Here is an 18,399-nt window from a genome sequence, read left to right on the forward strand (position 1 = left end):
TGATTAATATAAACGAATAAGTTAAGTATACCAATAGACGTTAAATATGAAAAATTTCTTACAAAATATTTTAAAAAAAAAAGAAAATAGTTCAGATGCTACTCCAAAAAAAGATGAAGGGGAAAAAGGCAATAAAAAAATCAATTCTTTAATAGAAAAAATAAAATCTAAATTTAGTTCTGGTATAAAAAATAAATTAGGAAAACAAGCTATACAAGGTGAAGAAATCGTAGGTGTAGAATTAACGCCATACGAAATAAGACTAGCCCAATTAAATAATAATAAGAATAATGAGTGGGTTTTAGAAAAATTTTTTGTACATACCATTGAAGGATTACCAGAAAATGCATCAGTTTTAGAACATCCAGATAAAATTGGAGATGAGCTTAAAATAGCTCTTCAAAAATCTAAAATAGAAACAACAAATGCTGCAATTGCAATACCAGTGACTAGTGCAATCATAAGAGTTGTAACCGCTCCATTAATGACCGATGAAGAGTTGGGCAAGGCAATTGATACAGATTCTTTGTGGGAAAATCTTGTTCAATTAACTGATAATTTAAATGATTATTCTATATTTCACCAAGTAATAAATAGAGACAAAGAGAGGAATACGATGGATATTCTTTTCGTAGCCTCAAAATTATCAGATATAAATGGTTACACATCAATTATTAAAAAAGGTGGATTAAATGCAGTCATAATTGATGTTAAATGTTTTGCTTTAAAATCTGCTGTTGACCAAATGAATCAAATTAAGGGTTCAATTGAAGAAAGTAATTTAACTGCAGTTTTAGAATTTGGTTTAGATGAAAATTATGTAATGATTCTTTACGAAAACAATCCAATTATTACAGACATTTTCATAAGAAGTCAGGATAGAACCACTTTGCAGAAATCTGACAATCAAGAGGAAATGGATGGTTTGGTAAGAAGATATATGACCCAAGTAAAACAAGCTATCCAAGACTTTGAAACAAAATATGAAAAAAGAATAAGAAATTTAAAAGTAGTTTCAAATTTACCAAATGTAGATTCGTATTTAGGAAGTTTTAGAAAAAATTTAGCTAATACTGGTTTTAATTTATTTGATCCAATTTCTGAAGTTAAAGTTCCAGCTCAATTGTCAGAAGGTGTTAAACTTGCAAATAGATCTTATCTTTCGACAGTAATTGGGCTAGCTTTTAGAAAATTAGATGTGTTTGGTTATTATAAATTTGTAACAGCTGTAAAAAATATCAACTTGTTACCAAACAGAGACAGCATGATTGCTCAGAAAAAAGCAAAAATATTTTCAAATTTTGCTTTTAAGGGAGTAGTTGGTGTTGTTGGGGCAATATACATAATTCTTTTTGGATTATCGTTTTGGCAAATAAGTTCTCTCAACAAAAAATTAACTGACTATGATCAAATTGTTTCCGAACATCAGTTAAAGACTTTAGAAAAAGCTAAATTTGCAAAAGAATTAGGAATTATTAACAAATCTTTAGAATTAAGTGGATCAATAGAATCAAATAAAAAAATAAGTTTTAGAATTTTAGCTCAAATAGCATCCTCAGTTCCAAAAAGAGTTAAATTTAATTCAATAGACTTTGATGGACAAAACCAAGTTATTATAAACGGAGTTGCATCAACAGACCAAGATATATTAAAACTAATTGGTAACTTAAATGAAAAAAAACTTATATCTCAGGCATCTTTAGCTAGTATGACTTTACCAGAGAGTAATGACCCAACTAAACCTAAAATGAAAGGTTTCAAAGTTGCTTGTACCGTGGAGAGTATATAATGGATTTAAAAAATATTGATTTAAAAAATATAAACATAGAAGATCTTAAAGCAAAGTTACAAAATATTGATAAAAAAACTTTAATTAAGTTTGGTTCAGGTTTTGCAGCAATATTGATTTTTTTGATAGGTTATTACGCTATCTTAAGCCCAATAGTTAATGAAAAGAAAGAAAAGTATAACGATAAAGTCCTTAAACAAGATGAAATTATGCAAATGAGCAATGAAATCACTCAATTTAAAGCAGAGATTAAAAACAAAACTCCAGAATTCGAGCAAAGTTCATCACTCTTTCATACAAAAGCTGAAGTAGAAGGATTATACGATAGTTTGAGTAAATATGCTGGCGTAAACGGATTAGTAATTTCTAAAATAGAGAAACAGAAACCAAAACCTGTTCTTGTAGAGGGAGCAACCGAGCAGGCTGACCAAAATCTAGAAATACAAAGTGTTAAATATTTCAAAATTCCAGTAGCCTATGAAATAAAAGGAAACTTTCTTGGCTATATAAAATTTAAAAGAGCTTTAGCAAGATCAAATAAAATGTTGAACTTTGATAAAGAAATTATAAGTTTAGTGCAAAACGACCCAAACGGTGCAATAGTTGCAAAAGGAGAATTAACAATAGTAGGTTTACCTAATGAATTTTTTTAAAATATTTTTTATTACTCTGATCTTAATCTATTCCCAAGCATCATTTGCTGATCAACATGAAAGTGTTGAAGAGCAAACAACTGAACAAGTGACAGAACAAGAAACAGATCAAACAATTGAACAAACACCAACAGAACAAGCAACATTACCCGAAGATGAGGAAGATGAAGTTCCTTTGAATGATCCATTTGCAGGAAACGAGTCAGGCTCTAGCATTTCCAATATTCCAGACGGTGAAGAGGAAAATGAAATGAGTTTATATAATTTTAAATTGGTTGGTATAATTTCTGGTGAAGAAACTAGCTATATTTCTTTAGTAGATGCATCTGGAGAAGTTATCACACTATCATTATCACAGTATTTAGGAGAAATTAAATTAGTAGATATGAGAATAAACGAGGCAATATTTGAAAAAAATGATAAAACTTATATGATCATAGACTTTAATAATCAAATTCGGGAAGTAAATGAATATTAAAAAAATTTTATACCCAACTACTATTCTATTAATCTTACTAATAGTTTCAGGATGTGTAAAAAAGCCACAAAAAATAAAAACTTTTAAACACAACACCCCACTTATAAAAAAAGATATTAAAGCTGCAGGTAAAGCAGAGATAGAAAAAACTTTGGAGATGGGACCAAAACCGGTTGAAGGAGACATTATAAAACTAGAAAAAAGAAAAAAAATATCTTCTGAAGCGCAAAGAAACTATCTTTTAATTCCCGATGACTTTCCATTGCTTAAACAAAGAGTAACCCTAAACTTCAAAAACTTAGATTTTAAAGAGACCATGACTCTTATGGGCAAAATTGGAGAAATTAACGTGCTTGTTGGAGATGAAGTTGCAGGCGCTATAAGTGCAGAGTTGATTAACGTGCCATGGGATAAAGCATTCCAAGCACTTTTAGATATGAAAAATTATGCATCTGATATTGATGTAAACAGTAATTTGATAAGAGTTCACTCTCCAGAGACATTAACAGCACAAGAAACTTATAAATCTGAAAGAGCCTCTGCAGTTAGAAAAAAAGTTGAACTAGAAGATAGTGTTGAACCAATTTACTCAGAAATTTTCAGGCTGTATTACATTTCACCAGCTGAAGCAAAGGCAACATTAACTGAATTATTTTCTTCAGGTGAGGGCGAAAATTCTTTCTCAACCTTACAAATAACAGAGGAGCAAGTAACTCGATCAATTATTATTAGAGGTAAAGAGAAAGATTTAGATGTAGTTGATAAAGTAATTAAGGAGATTGATGTTAGAACGAAACAAGTATTAATTGAAGCGTATGTTGTGACAGCTAACTCTGAGTTTGAAAGACAACTTGGAGTAAGAATGGGAGCATATCGTACAAAAGCCGGTGAGCCAACAATTTCGGGATTAGGTACAGGTAGTGCCCCCACTGACTTTGGTGCAACTTCACAGGATGCTGGTGGATTTGGTGCTGCAGCAGGCGATATTCTTGATACAGGAGTTGTAGGCTCCAGTGGACTTGGAGTGCTAAAAAGAACAACGACTAGCGTTTTAAAAGCAGAAATTAATGCATTGGAGAATTTAGGTTTAGGACAAGTTATCTCAAATCCAAAAATTTTCACTTTAGATAATCAGACAGCTACAGTCTCACAAGGTTTAGAAATACCATATACAACCATATCAGACGGAGCTGCATCTACATCTTTTAAAGAAGCAGTATTGAAATTAGAAGTTACCCCAAGTATAGTAGGTGATGGAAATGTGCTTATGACTATTAAGGTAAATAATGACAGTGTTGAAGGAGATGGCACTGGTGAACCTCCAGTAAGAAAAATGGAGATAGACACAAGACTTTTAGTTGCAGATGGTGATATAGTAGTGATTGGTGGGATTAAAGAAAGTAAGTTGGAACAGAACACCAACAGAGTTCCTGGGCTTGGTGAAATGCCTGTAATTGGCAATCTATTTAAAGGCAATGTCAACCAAGATGACTTAAGTGAGCTACTAGTATTCATAGCACCAAGGGTATTATAAAATGATAAAAATCAGCAGAGAGTCTGAGGTTAACTTGATCAACGTTTTAATAGATCAAGATGTCATATCAGGAAAAGATTTACCAAACATTAAAAAACTATCCTCTGAGGGAGAGAAAACACAACTTGAAGCAGTGTTTGATTTAAATTTAACTGATGAGGACAAAATTTTAGATTTATTAGTAAAAGATCAAAATTTAGATGTTGTTGAATTAGATAATATGGAAATTACGGATGAAGTAAAAACTGTGCTTCCTGCAAATTATATCAATATGAATTTTATTGCACCCTTTAAGATTGAAGGCAAGGTTCTTCATATAGCTATTTCAGATATATCTAAACTAAGTTTAATGAGAAATTTAAAAACTATAACTAAAAAAGATATAGAATTACATGCAGCAAAAATTACTCAAATATCAAGACATATAGAAAAAATTCTAGAGGGCAATGAAACAACACTTAAAAGTATTAAAAAAGAAAACGCTAGAAAAGATAGAACTAAAACATTTGACTCTGATTTAGCTGAAGCAGGCGAAGTATTAGAAAATAAGCCCGAAGAAGATATTGAAGCTATAGAAAATGAATCAGAGGTTATTAAATTTTCAACTGCAGTTGTTGCAGAGGCAATTAAAATGGGTGTATCAGATATTCATATTGAGCCATATAGATTTTCATCAAGAGTAAGATATCGACTTGATGGAATTTTAGCTTCCCAAGACAAATTCGCGAAGTTTTTACATGATAATTACGGTGCTGTAGTAACTAGATTTAAAATTATGGGTAAACTAGACATTGCAGAGAGAAGACTTCCTCAAGACGGAGCAATTCCTTTTAAGATTGATGGTAAGGTTGTTGACTTACGTTTATCAATTTTACCTACTGCAAATAATGAGAGAATTGTAATGAGGATTTTGAATAAAGATGCAGGAGATATTAGTCTTGAGCAATTAAATTTTGAAGAAACAGATTTAAAAAATCTCAGAAAAGCAATTCATGGAACTCAAGGATTAGTTTTAGTTACAGGTCCAACAGGATCAGGAAAAACCACTACTCTTTATTCAATTTTAAAAGAAGTTTCAAAACCTCATCTAAATATTTTAACAGCAGAAGACCCTGTTGAGTATGAATTAGATGGAGTTGGACAAGTTCAAGTTAAAGAAGACATTGGTTTTAGTTTTGCGACAGCACTTAGATCCTTTTTAAGACAAGACCCTGAAATCATTTTAGTTGGAGAGATGAGAGATAAAGAAACAGTGGACATAGGTTTGAAAGCTGCTCTTACTGGTCACTTAGTTTTTAGCACACTTCACACAAATGATGCTCCAAGCACTATTACAAGGTTACAAAATATGGGGACACCAGATTATTTAATTAGTGCAGCAGTTACTCTTGTGTTAGCGCAAAGACTTGCAAGAAAAACTTGTATGGATTGTAGAGAAGCTGACCCTGACATTACTCCAAAAGCTTTAGCGGATTTTGGTTTTACAGTAGAGCAAGCCTCAAGAGCAAAAGTTCAAAGAGGAAAAGGGTGCCCGAAATGTAAAGACACAGGTTACAAAGGAAGAATGGGTATTTATGAAATTCTAAATGTCACTAAACCTATTAAAGAAGCTATTTTAAGAAAAGCAACAACACCAGAACTCAAAAAAATTGCTACAGACGAGGGTTTTAGAACTATGCAAGACATGGGAAGAGAATTAATTTTAACTGGTGATTTAAATTTTAGAGAATATGATAGAGTTATATCTGGAGATCAATAATGTCATCAGAAACATTTACATATAAAGGTATATCTGCAGGAAAATACGTCGAGGGAGATATTGAGGCTCTTAATCAAGAAGAAGCTTCGTTTAAGCTTAAAGAGCAGAAAATAATAATAACCAATTTAGTTAAAACTAAGAAGAAAAAAGCTGAAAAAGAGAAGAAAAAAGGCTCTGGATTTTCATTTGGTAAGAAAAAAATTACACCTGCAGACGTAGTAATCTTTTCAAAACAATTTGCAACAATGGTTAAAGCAGGACTTCCAATTTTGAACGTACTTACTATGTTAAGAGATCAAATTGAACATCCAACAATGAAAGAGATTATTGAAGACATAAGAAAAAGTCTTGAAGGTGGTATAACTCTTTCAAAATGCTTTGAAAAATATCCAAAAGTTTTTGATAATATCTATATCAACTTAATTAAAGCAGGAGAGGCCAGCGGTAAATTAGATATTTTCTTACTTAAATTGGTAGACTCATTAGAAAAAAGAGAAAAAGTTAAAAAGAAGATAAAAGGTGCTTTAACATATCCAACAGTTATGTTCACCGTAGCCATAACAGTTATGGTATTCATGTTAATCAAAGTTGTTCCAGTATTTGCTAAAATGTATGAGGGAATGGGAGTTGCCTTACCAACTCCTACAGCAGTAATTATGAATGCTAGTAATTTTATGAGAGGCGCTGGTGGTTTAACACTTTTTATCATATTAGTGATCGGTTTTGCTGTATTTAAATATACGACAACAAAAATTCCTGCAATAAGATATAAGTGGCATCAACAGGTTTTAAAAATGCCAGTATTTGGAGATATGATACTAAAATCTCTTATTGCAAGAATATCATTAATTATGGGAAATCTAAGTGCAGCAGGTGTTAACCTTTTAGAGAGTATAGAAATTGCAAAACAAGTTAGCAATAATGATGTTGTTACACAAGCTTTAGAAAATGTTAAAAAAGGAGTTTTCTCCGGAGACACTTTAACCAAACTATTTTTGAAAGAGCCAGTGTTTCCACCTACATTCAGTCAATTAATTTCTGTTGGTGAACAAACTGGTAATTTAGATGAAATGTTTACTTCTGTTTCAAGTTATTACGAGGAAGAATTTGATACCGCAGTAGATAATATGTCAAGTTTAATTGAACCGATTATGATTGTTTTTATGGGTACGATGATCGGCGGATTAATGATTGCGATGTACTCACCAATATTTAATGTTGGTTCTATAGTTGGATAATTTATAATTGTTTAGTAAGAATTAAATGGTTGATCCAAGGTTTTTCACCTTCTCTAAAAACAACTGCATCCATAATTTGTTGAATAAAAAAAGTTCCTAAACCACCTGGTTTAACATCATCAATATTTCTGTGTCTTACTTTTGCGCCATCCACTGGTTTTCCTTTATCAAAAAAACCAATTTCTAATTCATCATTTTTTCCTAATGAAATTTTAATTTCCATTTTATCATCATTAGTTTCAATATCTTTATAGGCATGTTTAACAATATTTTGAGCCGCTTCAGCAATAGCTAAAACTAGCTCATCTTTTAAGTCTTGATCAATTTTAATTTTTTCAAAAACCTCTCTTGAAAAAGATCTTACTTCTTTTAAACTTGCAGAATTAACGATGAATTCTCTTGTCTCGGAAATTTTATTTTCACTTTTGTTTGTCTCGTTCATCTAATTTGTTTAATCTAAATTTAAAATCTGCTCTAGCTTAGCCATCATAATTACTTTCAAAACTGATTTACTGATTTCTTTTAAGATAACCTTAGTTCCAACCTCTAATGCTTTTTGGTGACTTTCAATTAGAACAGATATTCCAGATGAGTCCATGTACTGAACGTCTTTTAAATTTATATGAACTTCTTTCTTAGCTTCGATCAAAGGCATAATTAACTCTTTAGCCTTATCAACAACGTCCATATCTATCTCTCCATTTAAAAAAACGGTAGATATGTTTCCTTCCTCTGAGACTTTATATGTCATAAAAAATTAATATTCCCTCATAGGTATATATGCCTTATAAATCTTAAATTAAGAAAAAAAAAGGTGTTTTGGCCTAATTTTAACACGAAATTTGTTGAAAATATCAATAAATTGATTAAAAAAAAGGCTTTGAAATACGTTTTAATGGAGATACAGTTAAACAATAATTGAGGAGTTATTAAATGAAAAAAAATTCAAAAGGTTTCACACTTATAGAACTACTTGTTGTTGTAGCTATCATCGGTATTTTAGCTGCAGTTGGCGTAGTTGCATATAATGGTTATACAGCTTCAGCAAAGAAAAATGCTGTTAAAACTATGCATGCACAAACACTAAAATATGTTTCAGCAGAGATACAAAAATGTACTCTTGAAGGAGCTAGTGGTAAAGCGTTTGGATCAAATAGCGCAAACTGTGGACAAATTAATGGTAACAATGGAGCGACAACAGCAGTTTCTGCTTTAGTTGCAAATGCTACTGATAAAAACCCATACGACTCATCTAAAAAAGCAATAGAGAATACAACTGGCTATGCAGAAGGTCGAATTAGTGTAAACGGAAGTGGTAAAGTTATAACTATTAAATCTTGCTATGTAACACCATGTTCTGGTGACAATATTACAGGCGAAACTAAAGTTACTATAGAATAATATTTCAATTTTTTAATGAATACTAATAAGCTCGGTTTTTCTTTAATCGAGCTTTTAGTAGTTGTTGCGATATTAGGCATTATAGCAACAATTGGTATAAATGCATATTCAGGATACATCTCTGGTACAAAAAAACAATCTGCGAGAAATGTAATGCAGCAAGTGTCACTAGGTCAGTCTGAATATATGTCCCAAAACGGACAATATTATTACACCAGTCAATCAACTGGAGAATGCAGCCCTAATACCAATTCTTCAAATTCTATAGAACAAAATCTTTTAGGAAGATCAGACTCTATAAATGAAGAAATGGGTTACGAGCTTTGTACTCACCAAGATAATACAAAGACAAAGTTTAAAGTTGTTGCAAAAGAAGTTGGTGGTAAATGCATATTATTGATGAATGAATTTGGAGCAATATCTGAAAAAAAAGCAAGTGATTGTTAAAACTTAATGCTTAAAGAAATTATTAAAGATTTTTTTATAAAAATTAAATCAGGTGATTTAGAGAAAAAACAAAAGATCTGCTTGTCTGCGAGTATTGGCTGGGTTTTATTAATAGGTTATTTAACTTGGTGGAATGGAATTAAAGCAGTAGGCTTAGATAAAAGCTTTAAGTGGGATGAGTGGTTTTGGTTTGGAATTATACCAGCAACCATGCCTTACGTTTTTTATTTAATTTGGCGAAAAAAAAAATCAGATTAATCAATTCAATTTCTTCTTAAGATTACCATCTATTGTATCTAAAAATTCATTAGTAGTTAGAAATTTTTGGTCTTTATCAATTAAGATTGCTAAATCTTTAGTCATGGAACCTGTTTCAACACACTCAATACAAACTAATTCAAGAGTTTTTGAAAATTTTATTAATTCTTCATTGTTATCTAATTTACCTCTGTGAGCTAATCCTCTAGTCCAAGCAAAAATAGATGCAATTGGATTGGTAGAGGTTTCTTTACCTTGCTGGTGCATTCTGTAATGACGTGTAACTGTTCCGTGAGCAGCCTCTGCTTCCATAGTTTTTCCATCAGGAGCAAGTAACACACTAGTCATTAATCCAAGCGAGCCATAACCTTGAGCAACCGTATCAGACTGCACATCACCATCATAATTTTTGCATGCCCAGATATACTTTCCGCTCCATTTCATTGCGCAAGCTACCATGTCATCAATTAGCCTGTGTTCATATGTTAAATTATGTTTGTCGAAATCAGATTTAAACTCTTTTTCAAAAACTGCTTGGAAAATATCTTTAAATCTGCCATCGTATGTTTTTAATATCGTATTTTTAGTGGATAAAAATACAGGCCATTTTTTTATTAATCCATAGTTGAAACACGATCTTGCAAAATCTTCGATAGATTTATCTAAATTATACATCGATAAAGCGACCCCAGATCCAGGAAAATTAAATACTTCATAATTTTTGCTGTCTTTCCCATCTTCTGATGTCCATTTAATTTCTAATTTTCCTTTTCCTGGTACTTTAAAGTCAGTAGCCCTGTACTGATCACCAAAAGCATGTCTACCAATAATGACTGGATCTGTCCAAGATGGCACAAGTCTTGGAACATTCTTACAAATAATTGGTTCTCTAAAAACAGTTCCTCCAATTATATTTCTTATTGTTCCATTAGGTGATCTCCACATTTTTTTTAAATTAAACTCTTTTACCCTTGCTTCATCTGGTGTGATTGTTGCACATTTTATTCCAACACCATTTTTTTTTATAGCGTTTGCACAGTCGATTGTAATTTGGTCTGAGGTATGATCCCTACTTTTCATTCCTAAGTCGTAATATTCTATTCCAAGGTCTAAATAAGGAAGAATTAATTTCTTTTTAATAAACTCCCATATAACTCTGGTCATTTCATCACCATCTAACTCAACTATTGGGTTTTTGACCTTAATTTTGCTCATATTTAATTATATTCTTATTAATTGAATTTTTGCTTTTTATATACATATTAATCAGAAATTAACAAAAAAATTATTATGTTTGATAAAATATTTCCTAAATTACATAACGAGGGGTATAAGTTTCTAGTTATATTTGGTTTAGCCACGCTAGTACTATATTTGATTGATGGATTTCTCGGACTTATCGGAATAATTCTTACAGTTTGGGTGTATTATTTTTTTAGAGATCCTGACAGAATATCAATTAATGATGAAGATTATTTAGTTAGCCCCGCAGATGGTGTAGTTTTACAAGTTATGGAAACGAATGGTCCAAAAGAATTAAATTTGGAAAACAAAAAATTTACTAAGGTAAGTATTTTTATGAATGTATTTGATTGCCATGTAAACAGAATTCCATGTGGTGGTGAAATTACAGATATTCTTTATGTTGCTGGAAAGTTTTTAAATGCATCATTAGATAAAGCTAGCGAGGATAACGAGAGAAATTATTACAAAATCAAAAATAATTTTGGTGAGGAAATTGTAGTAGTTCAGATAGCAGGATTGGTTGCAAGAAGAATAGTAACAGAGACATCACGTGGAGCAAAACATGATCAAGGTTCTAGAATTGGAATGATAAGATTTGGAAGTAGAGCTGAACTATATTTTGAAAACTACAAACCATTAGTAAAAGTTAACCAAAAGACTATAGCTGGAGAAACATTAATAGCTAAAAGATGACAATGCAACAAACTAGTAAAAAATTTAAATTAGTATCAAATAAAAAAACGCGAACTATTTTACCAAATATGTTTACACTTGTAGGTGTGTGTATTGGATTAACTTCAATAAAGTTTGCTTTTGATGAAAGATTTGGTTTAGCAATTATTTGCATCATCGTTGCGGGTCTAATAGATGGTTTAGATGGTAGAATTGCAAGATTAATCAAAGGTACTTCTCAGGTTGGAAAAGAATTAGATTCGCTAACAGACGTTATAAGTTTTGGTGTAGCTCCTGCTTTCATTATGTATTTATGGCAATTAAATACTCTAGGAAGAGTTGGGTGGTTAGTTTGTTTGATTTATATTATTTGTGTTGCCCTAAGACTCGCTAGATTTAATGTTAATTCTGAAAATCAAGTTTCGTGGAAAGAAAATTTTTTTGAGGGAGTGCCTTCACCTGCTGGTGGTATTTTGGTTTTAATGCCTTTAATTTACAGTCAAAGTGAATTACAATTTTTTAATATTGACTATGGATATTTTGTTCCTGTTTTATTTATTCTAATTTCGATATTGTTAATAAGCAAAATACCAACTTATTCCTTTAAAAAAATTGCAGTACCAAGAAGATTAACTATATTTTTATTATTTGGCGTAGTTTTATTTTTTGGATTACTTTTAATTTACACTTATAACGTTATTGTGTTATCAAGCCTATTATATCTTATTTTAATACCAATCAGTATTTATCATTTCCAAAATTTAAATAAAAAATTTAAAAATAATAATATTGAAAATGAGGAACACGAAGATATTCTTTAATGAAAGAAAATACTATTGTTTCTTTAGCAGATGAAAAATACTTTGATTTGTTAGAAGAACTCATTGACTCCATAAAAAGATTTCCAGAGAGCAAAGATATAGCAATTTGTGTTTTAGATGCAGGTCTTAATGAAAATCAATTAGATAAAATTAAGAATAAAGTTGATGAAATTAAAAAAGCAGAATGGGATATCGAAGTACCTGCAATTAAGGTAAGAGGTAAAGAGTGGTTAAAAAGTCAAGTATCAAGAGCATTTCTACCAAGGTATTTCCCTAATTATAAAAAATATTTATGGATAGATTGCGATGCTTGGGTAAATGATTGGAGTTCAGTGGAACTTTATCTCAAAGCATGTGCTGGTGGAAAACTAGGTATCACTCAATCAGTAGGGCCCGGGTATAAGATATTATCAAAAGTAAAATGGTTATTTGGCAAGTTAGCAATTGTAAAATCACAAAATTTTAAACATGCAATTTCTTCAAAAATTAATATTGATAAAGCGAGGAAAATAGCATTTGCTCCTCACATTAATATAGGAGTATTTTCTCTTGAGAAAAATTCTGATTGTTGGAATGTTTGGCAAAAAAATCTTGAACAAACAATTAAACATGGCAGATTGTTTGGCTCAGAAGGGTTGGCTATAAACTTGAGTGTTTATGTAGATAATGTAGATACAGAATTTTTGCCATTAGGATGCAATTGGATAACAAGCAACCTTTTGCCTAAATTTGATGAAGATAAAAAAGAATTTGTCGAACCATATTTGCCAAATAATAAAATCGGAATTATTCATTTAGCTGCTGGTTTATGGAAGAATGGTAAAGACATGAGATTAGATGATAGTATAAAAATTGAAATTAAATCACTAAACAATAACTCTCTCTCCAAAAGCTTAAGGTTCGGAAAAAATTGAAAAAAAACAAAATTTCTAAAGATTGGGTAAATAAACAAAGGAGAGATATATATGTACGAAAATCAAAGTTAGAGGGATATAGGTCTAGGGCAGTTTATAAACTTAAAGAAATCGATAATAAATTTAAGATCATCAAAAATGGAATTAAGATAGTCGATTTAGGATCTGCGCCAGGTAGCTGGTCACAATATTTGTCTGAAAAATCAAAAAACTCAATGATAATGTCCATAGATTTAAAAAAGGTCGATGTAATTAAAAATGTAAATCATCTTATCGGAGATTTTTTAGATGAGCAAAACCAAGTTAAAATTAACAATTTTTTTTGCGACAAATTAGATTTAGTTGTATCTGACATGGCGGTTAACACTACAGGAAATAAAAATTTAGACGCAATTTCAACTGGAGAATTGACAATTAACGCAATGAGATATTCTGTAAAAAACCTCAAAAAAACAGGATGTTTTGTCTCTAAAATATTTATGGGGTCAACTTTCAACGAAATAGTTAAAAATTGTAAAAAAAACTTTAAAGAAGTTAAAATTTTCAAACCTCCATCCAGTAGAAAAGATTCAAAAGAAAGCTTTATTATTTGCAAAATAATTAGATAGGCTCTTTAAAAAATTTAAGAATCATATATAAATTATTATGGATCCTATAAAAGAAGCACTTACCTTCGATGACGTTACTTTAGCACCGCAATACTCTAAAGTCTTGCCATCCGATGTATCAACAAGAACCATATTATCAAATCAATTAAAATTAGATATTCCAATCCTTTCATCTGCAATGGATACTGTTACAGAGTCAAAGATGGCTATAGCTTTAGCTAAACAAGGAGGAATAGGTGTTATTCATAGAAATTTAACTATATCTCAACAAATTAATGAAATTAAAAAAGTAAAGTCAAAACGTTTTAAAGTAGGAGCTGCTGTAGGAACAAATGAAAGTGAATTAAATAGAATAAAGAATATTCTAAAACTTAATATCGATCTAATAGTTGTAGATACAGCTCATGGACATAGTCAAAAAGTTGCAGATACAATTTTGAAAATAAAAAAAATTAAACCAAAAAAAACTACTTTATGTGCAGGCAATATAGCTACCGCAGAAGCAGCAAGATTTTTGTGTAAGTTAGGAGTTGATGTTATAAAAGTTGGTATTGGACCTGGTTCAATATGCACAACAAGACTAGTTGCAGGTATTGGCGTTCCACAATTGAGTGCTTTATTAGACGTTAAAAAGGGTCTCAATAAAAAAGTAAAAATCATTTCAGATGGAGGTATTAAATTTTCTGGAGACATTGCAAAAGCTTTAGCAGCAGGGGCTGATGCTGTAATGGTTGGCTCAATGCTTGCAGGTACTTCTGAGGCACCAGGAAAAATTATAAAAAAAAAAGGCAAATTATTTAAAGTTTTTAGAGGAATGGGCTCGGTCGGAGCTATGAATAAAGGTTCTGCCGATAGATATTTTCAAAAAAAACAAAAAGACAAATCTAAGTATGTACCAGAAGGAGTTGAAGGTTTGATTAAATATAAAGGAGATGTAAGTAAAACTATTAACAAACTAGTAGGAGGCCTTAGATCTTCGATGGGATATTTGGGTGCTGAACAAATAAAATATCTAAATAAAAAAGCTAAATTTGTTAAAATTACAAAAGCTGGTTTTTATGAAAGTATGGTACATAGTATAGACGAAGTAAAAAAAAATAGTGAATATTTATGAAATTAATTAATAAATTTATTTTAATAATTTTTATCAGCATAAATTATTGTATTTCAGCAAGTGCGGCTGACAATTTATTTGAAAATGCAAAAAAAAAATTTGAAAAAAAAGATTATAAAAAGTCGAAGTTTTTATTTCAAAGGAACATTGTGTTTAATCCAAAAAATGCTGAATCATACCTTTATTTAGCAAAAATATTTAATTCAGAGGAAAATCAAGAAGAGGAAGAAAAAAATTTAGATACCACTCTTCTTTTAGAACCAAATAATGAAGAAGCAATTTATATGTTGATAAATATTCAATTAGATAGATCTAATTTTGAAAAAGCAAATACATTGATGAACAGATTCACAAGCGTTTGCAAAAAAATGTGTGATAAAAAAACAGAAATAAGCAAGTCTCTTCAAGATTTTGAAGCAAATAATGAAAAGACCAACTAAGCTTAAAAAAATTCTGATAATTGATTTTGGTTCACAATTTACTCAATTAATTGCAAGAAGGATAAGAGAACTTGGAGTATTTTCAGAAATTGTAAGTCATAAGAATTTAAAAAATATAGATCAAAATGAATTATTTGGGCTGATTCTTTCTGGTGGTCCATTAAATGTTTACCAAAATAAGAAAATAAAATTAAATAAAAATATTTTTACATTTGATTGTCCAATATTGGGTATTTGTTTTGGTCATCAAATGATTTCAAAATTTTATGGAGGTCACGTAAAAAGTTCTAAAACAAGAGAATTTGGTTTAGCAAAAATTAAAAAAACAAAAAATTCTATTTTAACAAACAATTTTTTTGACAAAAAAAATCTAAATAATGTTTGGATGAGTCATGCTGATCATGTAACAAAAATACCAAAAAATTTTAAAAAAATTGCTTCAACAAAAGATTCCAAATATACAATTATTGAAAACTCTAAATTAAAAAGATTTGGTGTTCAGTTTCATCCAGAAGTTACTCATACAATGAAGGGAATGATTTTACTTAAAAATTTTGTTTTTAAAATTTGTAAAGCAAAAAAAAATTGGTCTTCAAAGCACCAAAAAAATAATCTAATTAAAAAAGCTAAAAATCAGATTGGAAAAGACAAAGTTATATGCGCTTTGTCCGGAGGAGTTGATAGTAGCGTTGTAGCACAACTACTAAATAAGTCTGTTGGCAAACAATTAAAATGTATTTTTGTTAATACTGGCCTTTTAAGAAAAAATGAGGAAAAACAAGTAGTTAATACTTTTAAGAAAAAACTAAAAATTGATTTAATATATGTTAATGCAGAAAAACTATTTTTAAGCAAACTAAGAAATGTTGAGGATCCAGAAAAGAAAAGAAAAATTATTGGTAATTTATTTATTAAAATATTTGAAAAATATGCAAAAAAAATAAAAAATGTTAAATTTTTAGCTCAGGGAACTTTATATCCAGATCTTATTGAGAGCAAATCTGTAACTGGTTCACAAACATCAAAAATTAAGTCACATCATAATGTTGGGGGTTTGCCAAAAAAAATGAAATTAAAGTTAGTCGAACCTTTAAGACTTTTGTTTAAAGATGAAGTTAGAAAATTAGGATTAGAACTTAAACTTTCTAAACAAATAATTTCACGCCATCCTTTTCCTGGACCAGGTCTAGCAATCCGGATGCCAGGACAGATAACTAAAGAAAAAATTAAGATTTTAAAAGAAGCTGATCATTATTTCATAAATGAGTTAAAAAAAGAAAATTTATACAATAAAATTTGGCAGGCCTACGCTGCATTATTGCCAGTAAAAACTGTTGGTGTTATGGGGGATAATAGAACTTACGATTATATTTGTCTTTTAAGAGCTATAACCTCATCAGATGGTATGACAGCAGACTACTTTGATTTTTCAAAAAAATTTATGCAAAATGTGTCTAATAAAATAATCAATAATATTAAGGGTATAAATAGGGTTGTTTACGATGTAACCTCAAAACCTCCAAGCACAATTGAGTTAGAGTAATAGTGAATTTCATAAATAAAATACCTGGTCCTTTTTTAGTATTTTTAGGTGCATGTAGCCTGAGTTTTGGAGGACTTATTGTAAAATCATTTGAAGGCGCAACACTTTGGCAAATTTTATTTTGGAGATCCTTATTTTTTATATTAATTGTAACTATATTTTTATTTTTAACTTACAAAACAAAAGTTTTACATGCTTTTAAAAAATCAGGCTTACCTGGGTTAATTGGTGGAATTGTTTTATCGTCTGGATTTTGTGGTTATGTGTTTGCTATGTATAATACAACTGTAGCGAATACTAATTTCATAATTCAAACTCAAATTTTATTTTTAGCAATATTTGGTTATATTTTTCTCAAAGAGAAAATTTCTAAGATAACTCTAATTTCAATATTTTTAGCAATTGCAGGTGTAATATTAATGATTGGTTCTTCATTATCCCCAGGCCAGATGATAGGAAATCTTGCTGCTTTTATAATGCCAATATCTTTTGCAGTTTTAATTTTAATTATCCGTAAGTATCCACATGTAGATATGATACCATTACAAATGACAGCAGGCGTCATTGCAATGATTGTTGGATATTTAATAGCTGGTAAAATTAATATTTCATATCATGATATTTTCTTAGGCTTTTTAGCAGGTTTTTTTCAATTAGGTTTTGGTTTTATATTTATCACGATTGGTGCAAGAAACACCCCTTCCGCAGTAGTAGGAATAATCATGATCACTGAGGCTGTTTTAGGTCCATTATGGGCATGGATGTTTGTTAACGAAAATCCTCCAATGACTGTTCTAATAGGAGGAAGTGTAATTATTTTTGCAGTTTTGTTGCAATTCTTATTAGTAAAAAAAAAAAACAGTTCTCAAGTAGTATAAAATTGACTTACTAAAATATAAAATCTAAACTTGTATCATGGTAAAAGTCTTTGATAATCTTTTAAGTCCGGAGGAGTTTAAAAAATTAAACGATGTATTAATGGGTCCTGAATTCCCTTGGTATTTCTTGCCCAATAAAGTTAAGCCTGGAGACGGAAATTTTCAGTTTTGCCACAATTTTATATTATCAGGTAAAATTGTGTCTAAATTTGTAACTATTTTGGATCCTTTTTTAAGCAAACTAAACATGAAAAAAGTTATAAGAATTAAAGCTAATAAAACATTTAAAAAAAACGAAAATATTGAATCTGAAATGCATATAGATGTTACGAGGAAAGATGAAGAAAAATTTAAGACTGCAGTTTTTTATTGTAATACTAATAATGGCTCCACTATGTTTGAAAACGGTAAAAAAGTTGAAAGCAAGGCAAATAGAGCAGTTGTATTTGATGGAAGAACTTTGCACTGTGGAGTAGATTGTACAGATTCGCTAAGAAGAGTTGTAATAAACTTTAATTACATAGACGAATAAGATTTATCACAACTAGTTTTGCCTTTATTAACCTTAATTAATCAGATTTTATTATATATTTATTTATGTATCTTT

21 protein-coding genes are annotated in these 18,399 nt (G+C 30.2%); 18 read left to right on the forward strand and 3 right to left on the reverse strand.

The features are described 5' to 3' along the window. Positions 1-46 precede the first annotated feature (46 nt). Genes pilM through AMN80_RS00350 form a run of 6 tightly spaced genes read left to right on the forward strand, consistent with a single transcriptional unit; the run spans position 47 to position 7,451 of the window. Positions 47-1,789 (forward strand): pilus assembly protein PilM, encoded by a 1,743-nt coding sequence (pilM, locus tag AMN80_RS00325; protein ID WP_075520041.1) that lies wholly within the window; start codon positions 47-49, stop codon positions 1,787-1,789. Further along, entirely contained in the window at positions 1,789-2,442 is a 654-nt protein-coding gene (locus AMN80_RS00330) for a pilus assembly protein PilO (RefSeq protein ID WP_075520042.1), read from the forward strand. Before pilM ends, AMN80_RS00330 begins: the two co-directional genes overlap by 1 nt. Beyond that, the gene (locus AMN80_RS00335) at positions 2,429-2,920 is read left to right on the forward strand and encodes a hypothetical protein (RefSeq protein WP_075520043.1); all 492 of its coding nucleotides are present in this window, start codon (positions 2,429-2,431) and stop codon (positions 2,918-2,920) included. The genes AMN80_RS00330 and AMN80_RS00335 overlap by 14 nt, the downstream gene beginning before the upstream one ends. Beyond that, positions 2,910-4,454 (forward strand): type IV pilus secretin PilQ, encoded by a 1,545-nt coding sequence (gene pilQ / locus AMN80_RS00340; RefSeq protein ID WP_075520044.1) that lies wholly within the window; start codon positions 2,910-2,912, stop codon positions 4,452-4,454. Before AMN80_RS00335 ends, pilQ begins: the two co-directional genes overlap by 11 nt. A 1-nt stretch (position 4,455) precedes the next feature. Further along, positions 4,456-6,213, forward strand: a complete 1,758-nt coding sequence (locus AMN80_RS00345; protein ID WP_075520045.1) for a GspE/PulE family protein — start codon at positions 4,456-4,458, stop codon at positions 6,211-6,213. After that, entirely contained in the window at positions 6,213-7,451 is a 1,239-nt protein-coding gene (locus AMN80_RS00350) for a type II secretion system F family protein (RefSeq protein WP_075520046.1), read from the forward strand. The genes AMN80_RS00345 and AMN80_RS00350 overlap by 1 nt, the downstream gene beginning before the upstream one ends. Before the next feature lies 1 nt (position 7,452). Here the strand turns inward: AMN80_RS00350 and AMN80_RS00355 are convergent, their stop codons facing one another. Beyond that, the gene (locus AMN80_RS00355) at positions 7,453-7,893 is read right to left on the reverse strand and encodes an ATP-binding protein (protein ID WP_075520047.1); all 441 of its coding nucleotides are present in this window, start codon (positions 7,891-7,893) and stop codon (positions 7,453-7,455) included. A 9-nt stretch (positions 7,894-7,902) separates the two neighbouring features. Continuing rightward, positions 7,903-8,202 carry an STAS domain-containing protein gene (locus tag AMN80_RS00360; protein ID WP_075520048.1) on the reverse strand — a complete coding sequence of 100 codons (300 nt, stop codon included), beginning with the start codon at positions 8,200-8,202 and terminating at the stop codon, positions 7,903-7,905. Between the two features lie 182 nt (positions 8,203-8,384). Between AMN80_RS00360 and AMN80_RS05720 the strand changes: the two genes are divergently transcribed. Genes AMN80_RS05720 through AMN80_RS00375 form a run of 3 tightly spaced genes read left to right on the forward strand, consistent with a single transcriptional unit; the run spans position 8,385 to position 9,557 of the window. Further along, positions 8,385-8,852 (forward strand): pilin, encoded by a 468-nt coding sequence (locus tag AMN80_RS05720; protein ID WP_075520049.1) that lies wholly within the window; start codon positions 8,385-8,387, stop codon positions 8,850-8,852. Positions 8,853-8,867: 15 nt separating this feature from the next. Beyond that, positions 8,868-9,299: a type IV pilin protein gene (locus AMN80_RS00370; RefSeq protein ID WP_075520050.1), complete on the forward strand. Its 432-nt coding sequence runs from the start codon at positions 8,868-8,870 to the stop codon at positions 9,297-9,299. A 6-nt stretch (positions 9,300-9,305) separates the two neighbouring features. Beyond that, positions 9,306-9,557 carry a hypothetical protein gene (locus tag AMN80_RS00375; RefSeq protein ID WP_075520051.1) on the forward strand — a complete coding sequence of 84 codons (252 nt, stop codon included), beginning with the start codon at positions 9,306-9,308 and terminating at the stop codon, positions 9,555-9,557. Here AMN80_RS00375 and AMN80_RS00380 read toward each other — a convergent pair whose 3' ends face one another. Continuing rightward, positions 9,558-10,772, reverse strand: a complete 1,215-nt coding sequence (locus tag AMN80_RS00380) for an NADP-dependent isocitrate dehydrogenase (RefSeq protein ID WP_075520052.1) — start codon at positions 10,770-10,772, stop codon at positions 9,558-9,560. It abuts the gene before it with no gap. 75 nt (positions 10,773-10,847) lie between these two features. Here AMN80_RS00380 and AMN80_RS00385 point away from each other — a divergent pair, with 75 nt between their 5' ends. From AMN80_RS00385 to AMN80_RS00425, 9 genes are read left to right on the forward strand one after another with little or no spacing between them, the layout of a single operon-like run. Then, positions 10,848-11,495 carry a phosphatidylserine decarboxylase gene (locus AMN80_RS00385; RefSeq protein WP_075520053.1) on the forward strand — a complete coding sequence of 216 codons (648 nt, stop codon included), beginning with the start codon at positions 10,848-10,850 and terminating at the stop codon, positions 11,493-11,495. Positions 11,496-11,497: 2 nt separating this feature from the next. Continuing rightward, entirely contained in the window at positions 11,498-12,295 is a 798-nt protein-coding gene (gene pssA / locus AMN80_RS00390; protein WP_075520054.1) for a CDP-diacylglycerol--serine O-phosphatidyltransferase, read from the forward strand. Next, on the forward strand, positions 12,295-13,209 hold the full coding sequence (locus AMN80_RS00395) for a glycosyltransferase (RefSeq protein ID WP_075520055.1): 915 nt from the start codon (positions 12,295-12,297) through the stop codon (positions 13,207-13,209). The genes pssA and AMN80_RS00395 overlap by 1 nt, the downstream gene beginning before the upstream one ends. Further along, positions 13,206-13,817, forward strand: coding sequence for an RlmE family RNA methyltransferase (locus AMN80_RS00400; protein ID WP_075520056.1), 612 nt, complete (start codon positions 13,206-13,208; stop codon positions 13,815-13,817). Before AMN80_RS00395 ends, AMN80_RS00400 begins: the two co-directional genes overlap by 4 nt. A 37-nt stretch (positions 13,818-13,854) precedes the next feature. Next, positions 13,855-14,931, forward strand: a complete 1,077-nt coding sequence (gene guaB / locus AMN80_RS00405; protein WP_075520057.1) for an IMP dehydrogenase — start codon at positions 13,855-13,857, stop codon at positions 14,929-14,931. Next, a complete protein-coding gene (locus AMN80_RS00410) occupies positions 14,928-15,371 on the forward strand; it encodes a hypothetical protein (RefSeq protein WP_075520058.1) in 444 nt (147 codons plus the stop codon). The genes guaB and AMN80_RS00410 overlap by 4 nt, the downstream gene beginning before the upstream one ends. Next, positions 15,355-16,914, forward strand: a complete 1,560-nt coding sequence (guaA, locus tag AMN80_RS00415; RefSeq protein WP_075520059.1) for a glutamine-hydrolyzing GMP synthase — start codon at positions 15,355-15,357, stop codon at positions 16,912-16,914. Before AMN80_RS00410 ends, guaA begins: the two co-directional genes overlap by 17 nt. 2 nt (positions 16,915-16,916) lie before the next feature. Next, positions 16,917-17,792: a DMT family transporter gene (locus AMN80_RS00420; protein ID WP_075520060.1), complete on the forward strand. Its 876-nt coding sequence runs from the start codon at positions 16,917-16,919 to the stop codon at positions 17,790-17,792. Positions 17,793-17,829: 37 nt separating this feature from the next. Next, positions 17,830-18,324 carry a DUF6445 family protein gene (locus AMN80_RS00425; protein WP_082256514.1) on the forward strand — a complete coding sequence of 165 codons (495 nt, stop codon included), beginning with the start codon at positions 17,830-17,832 and terminating at the stop codon, positions 18,322-18,324. Positions 18,325-18,399: the final 75 nt, after the last annotated feature.

Source organism: Candidatus Pelagibacter communis (genome assembly GCF_001179985.1).
In the GTDB taxonomy this organism is placed as follows: domain Bacteria; phylum Pseudomonadota; class Alphaproteobacteria; order Pelagibacterales; family Pelagibacteraceae; genus Pelagibacter; species Pelagibacter ubique_J.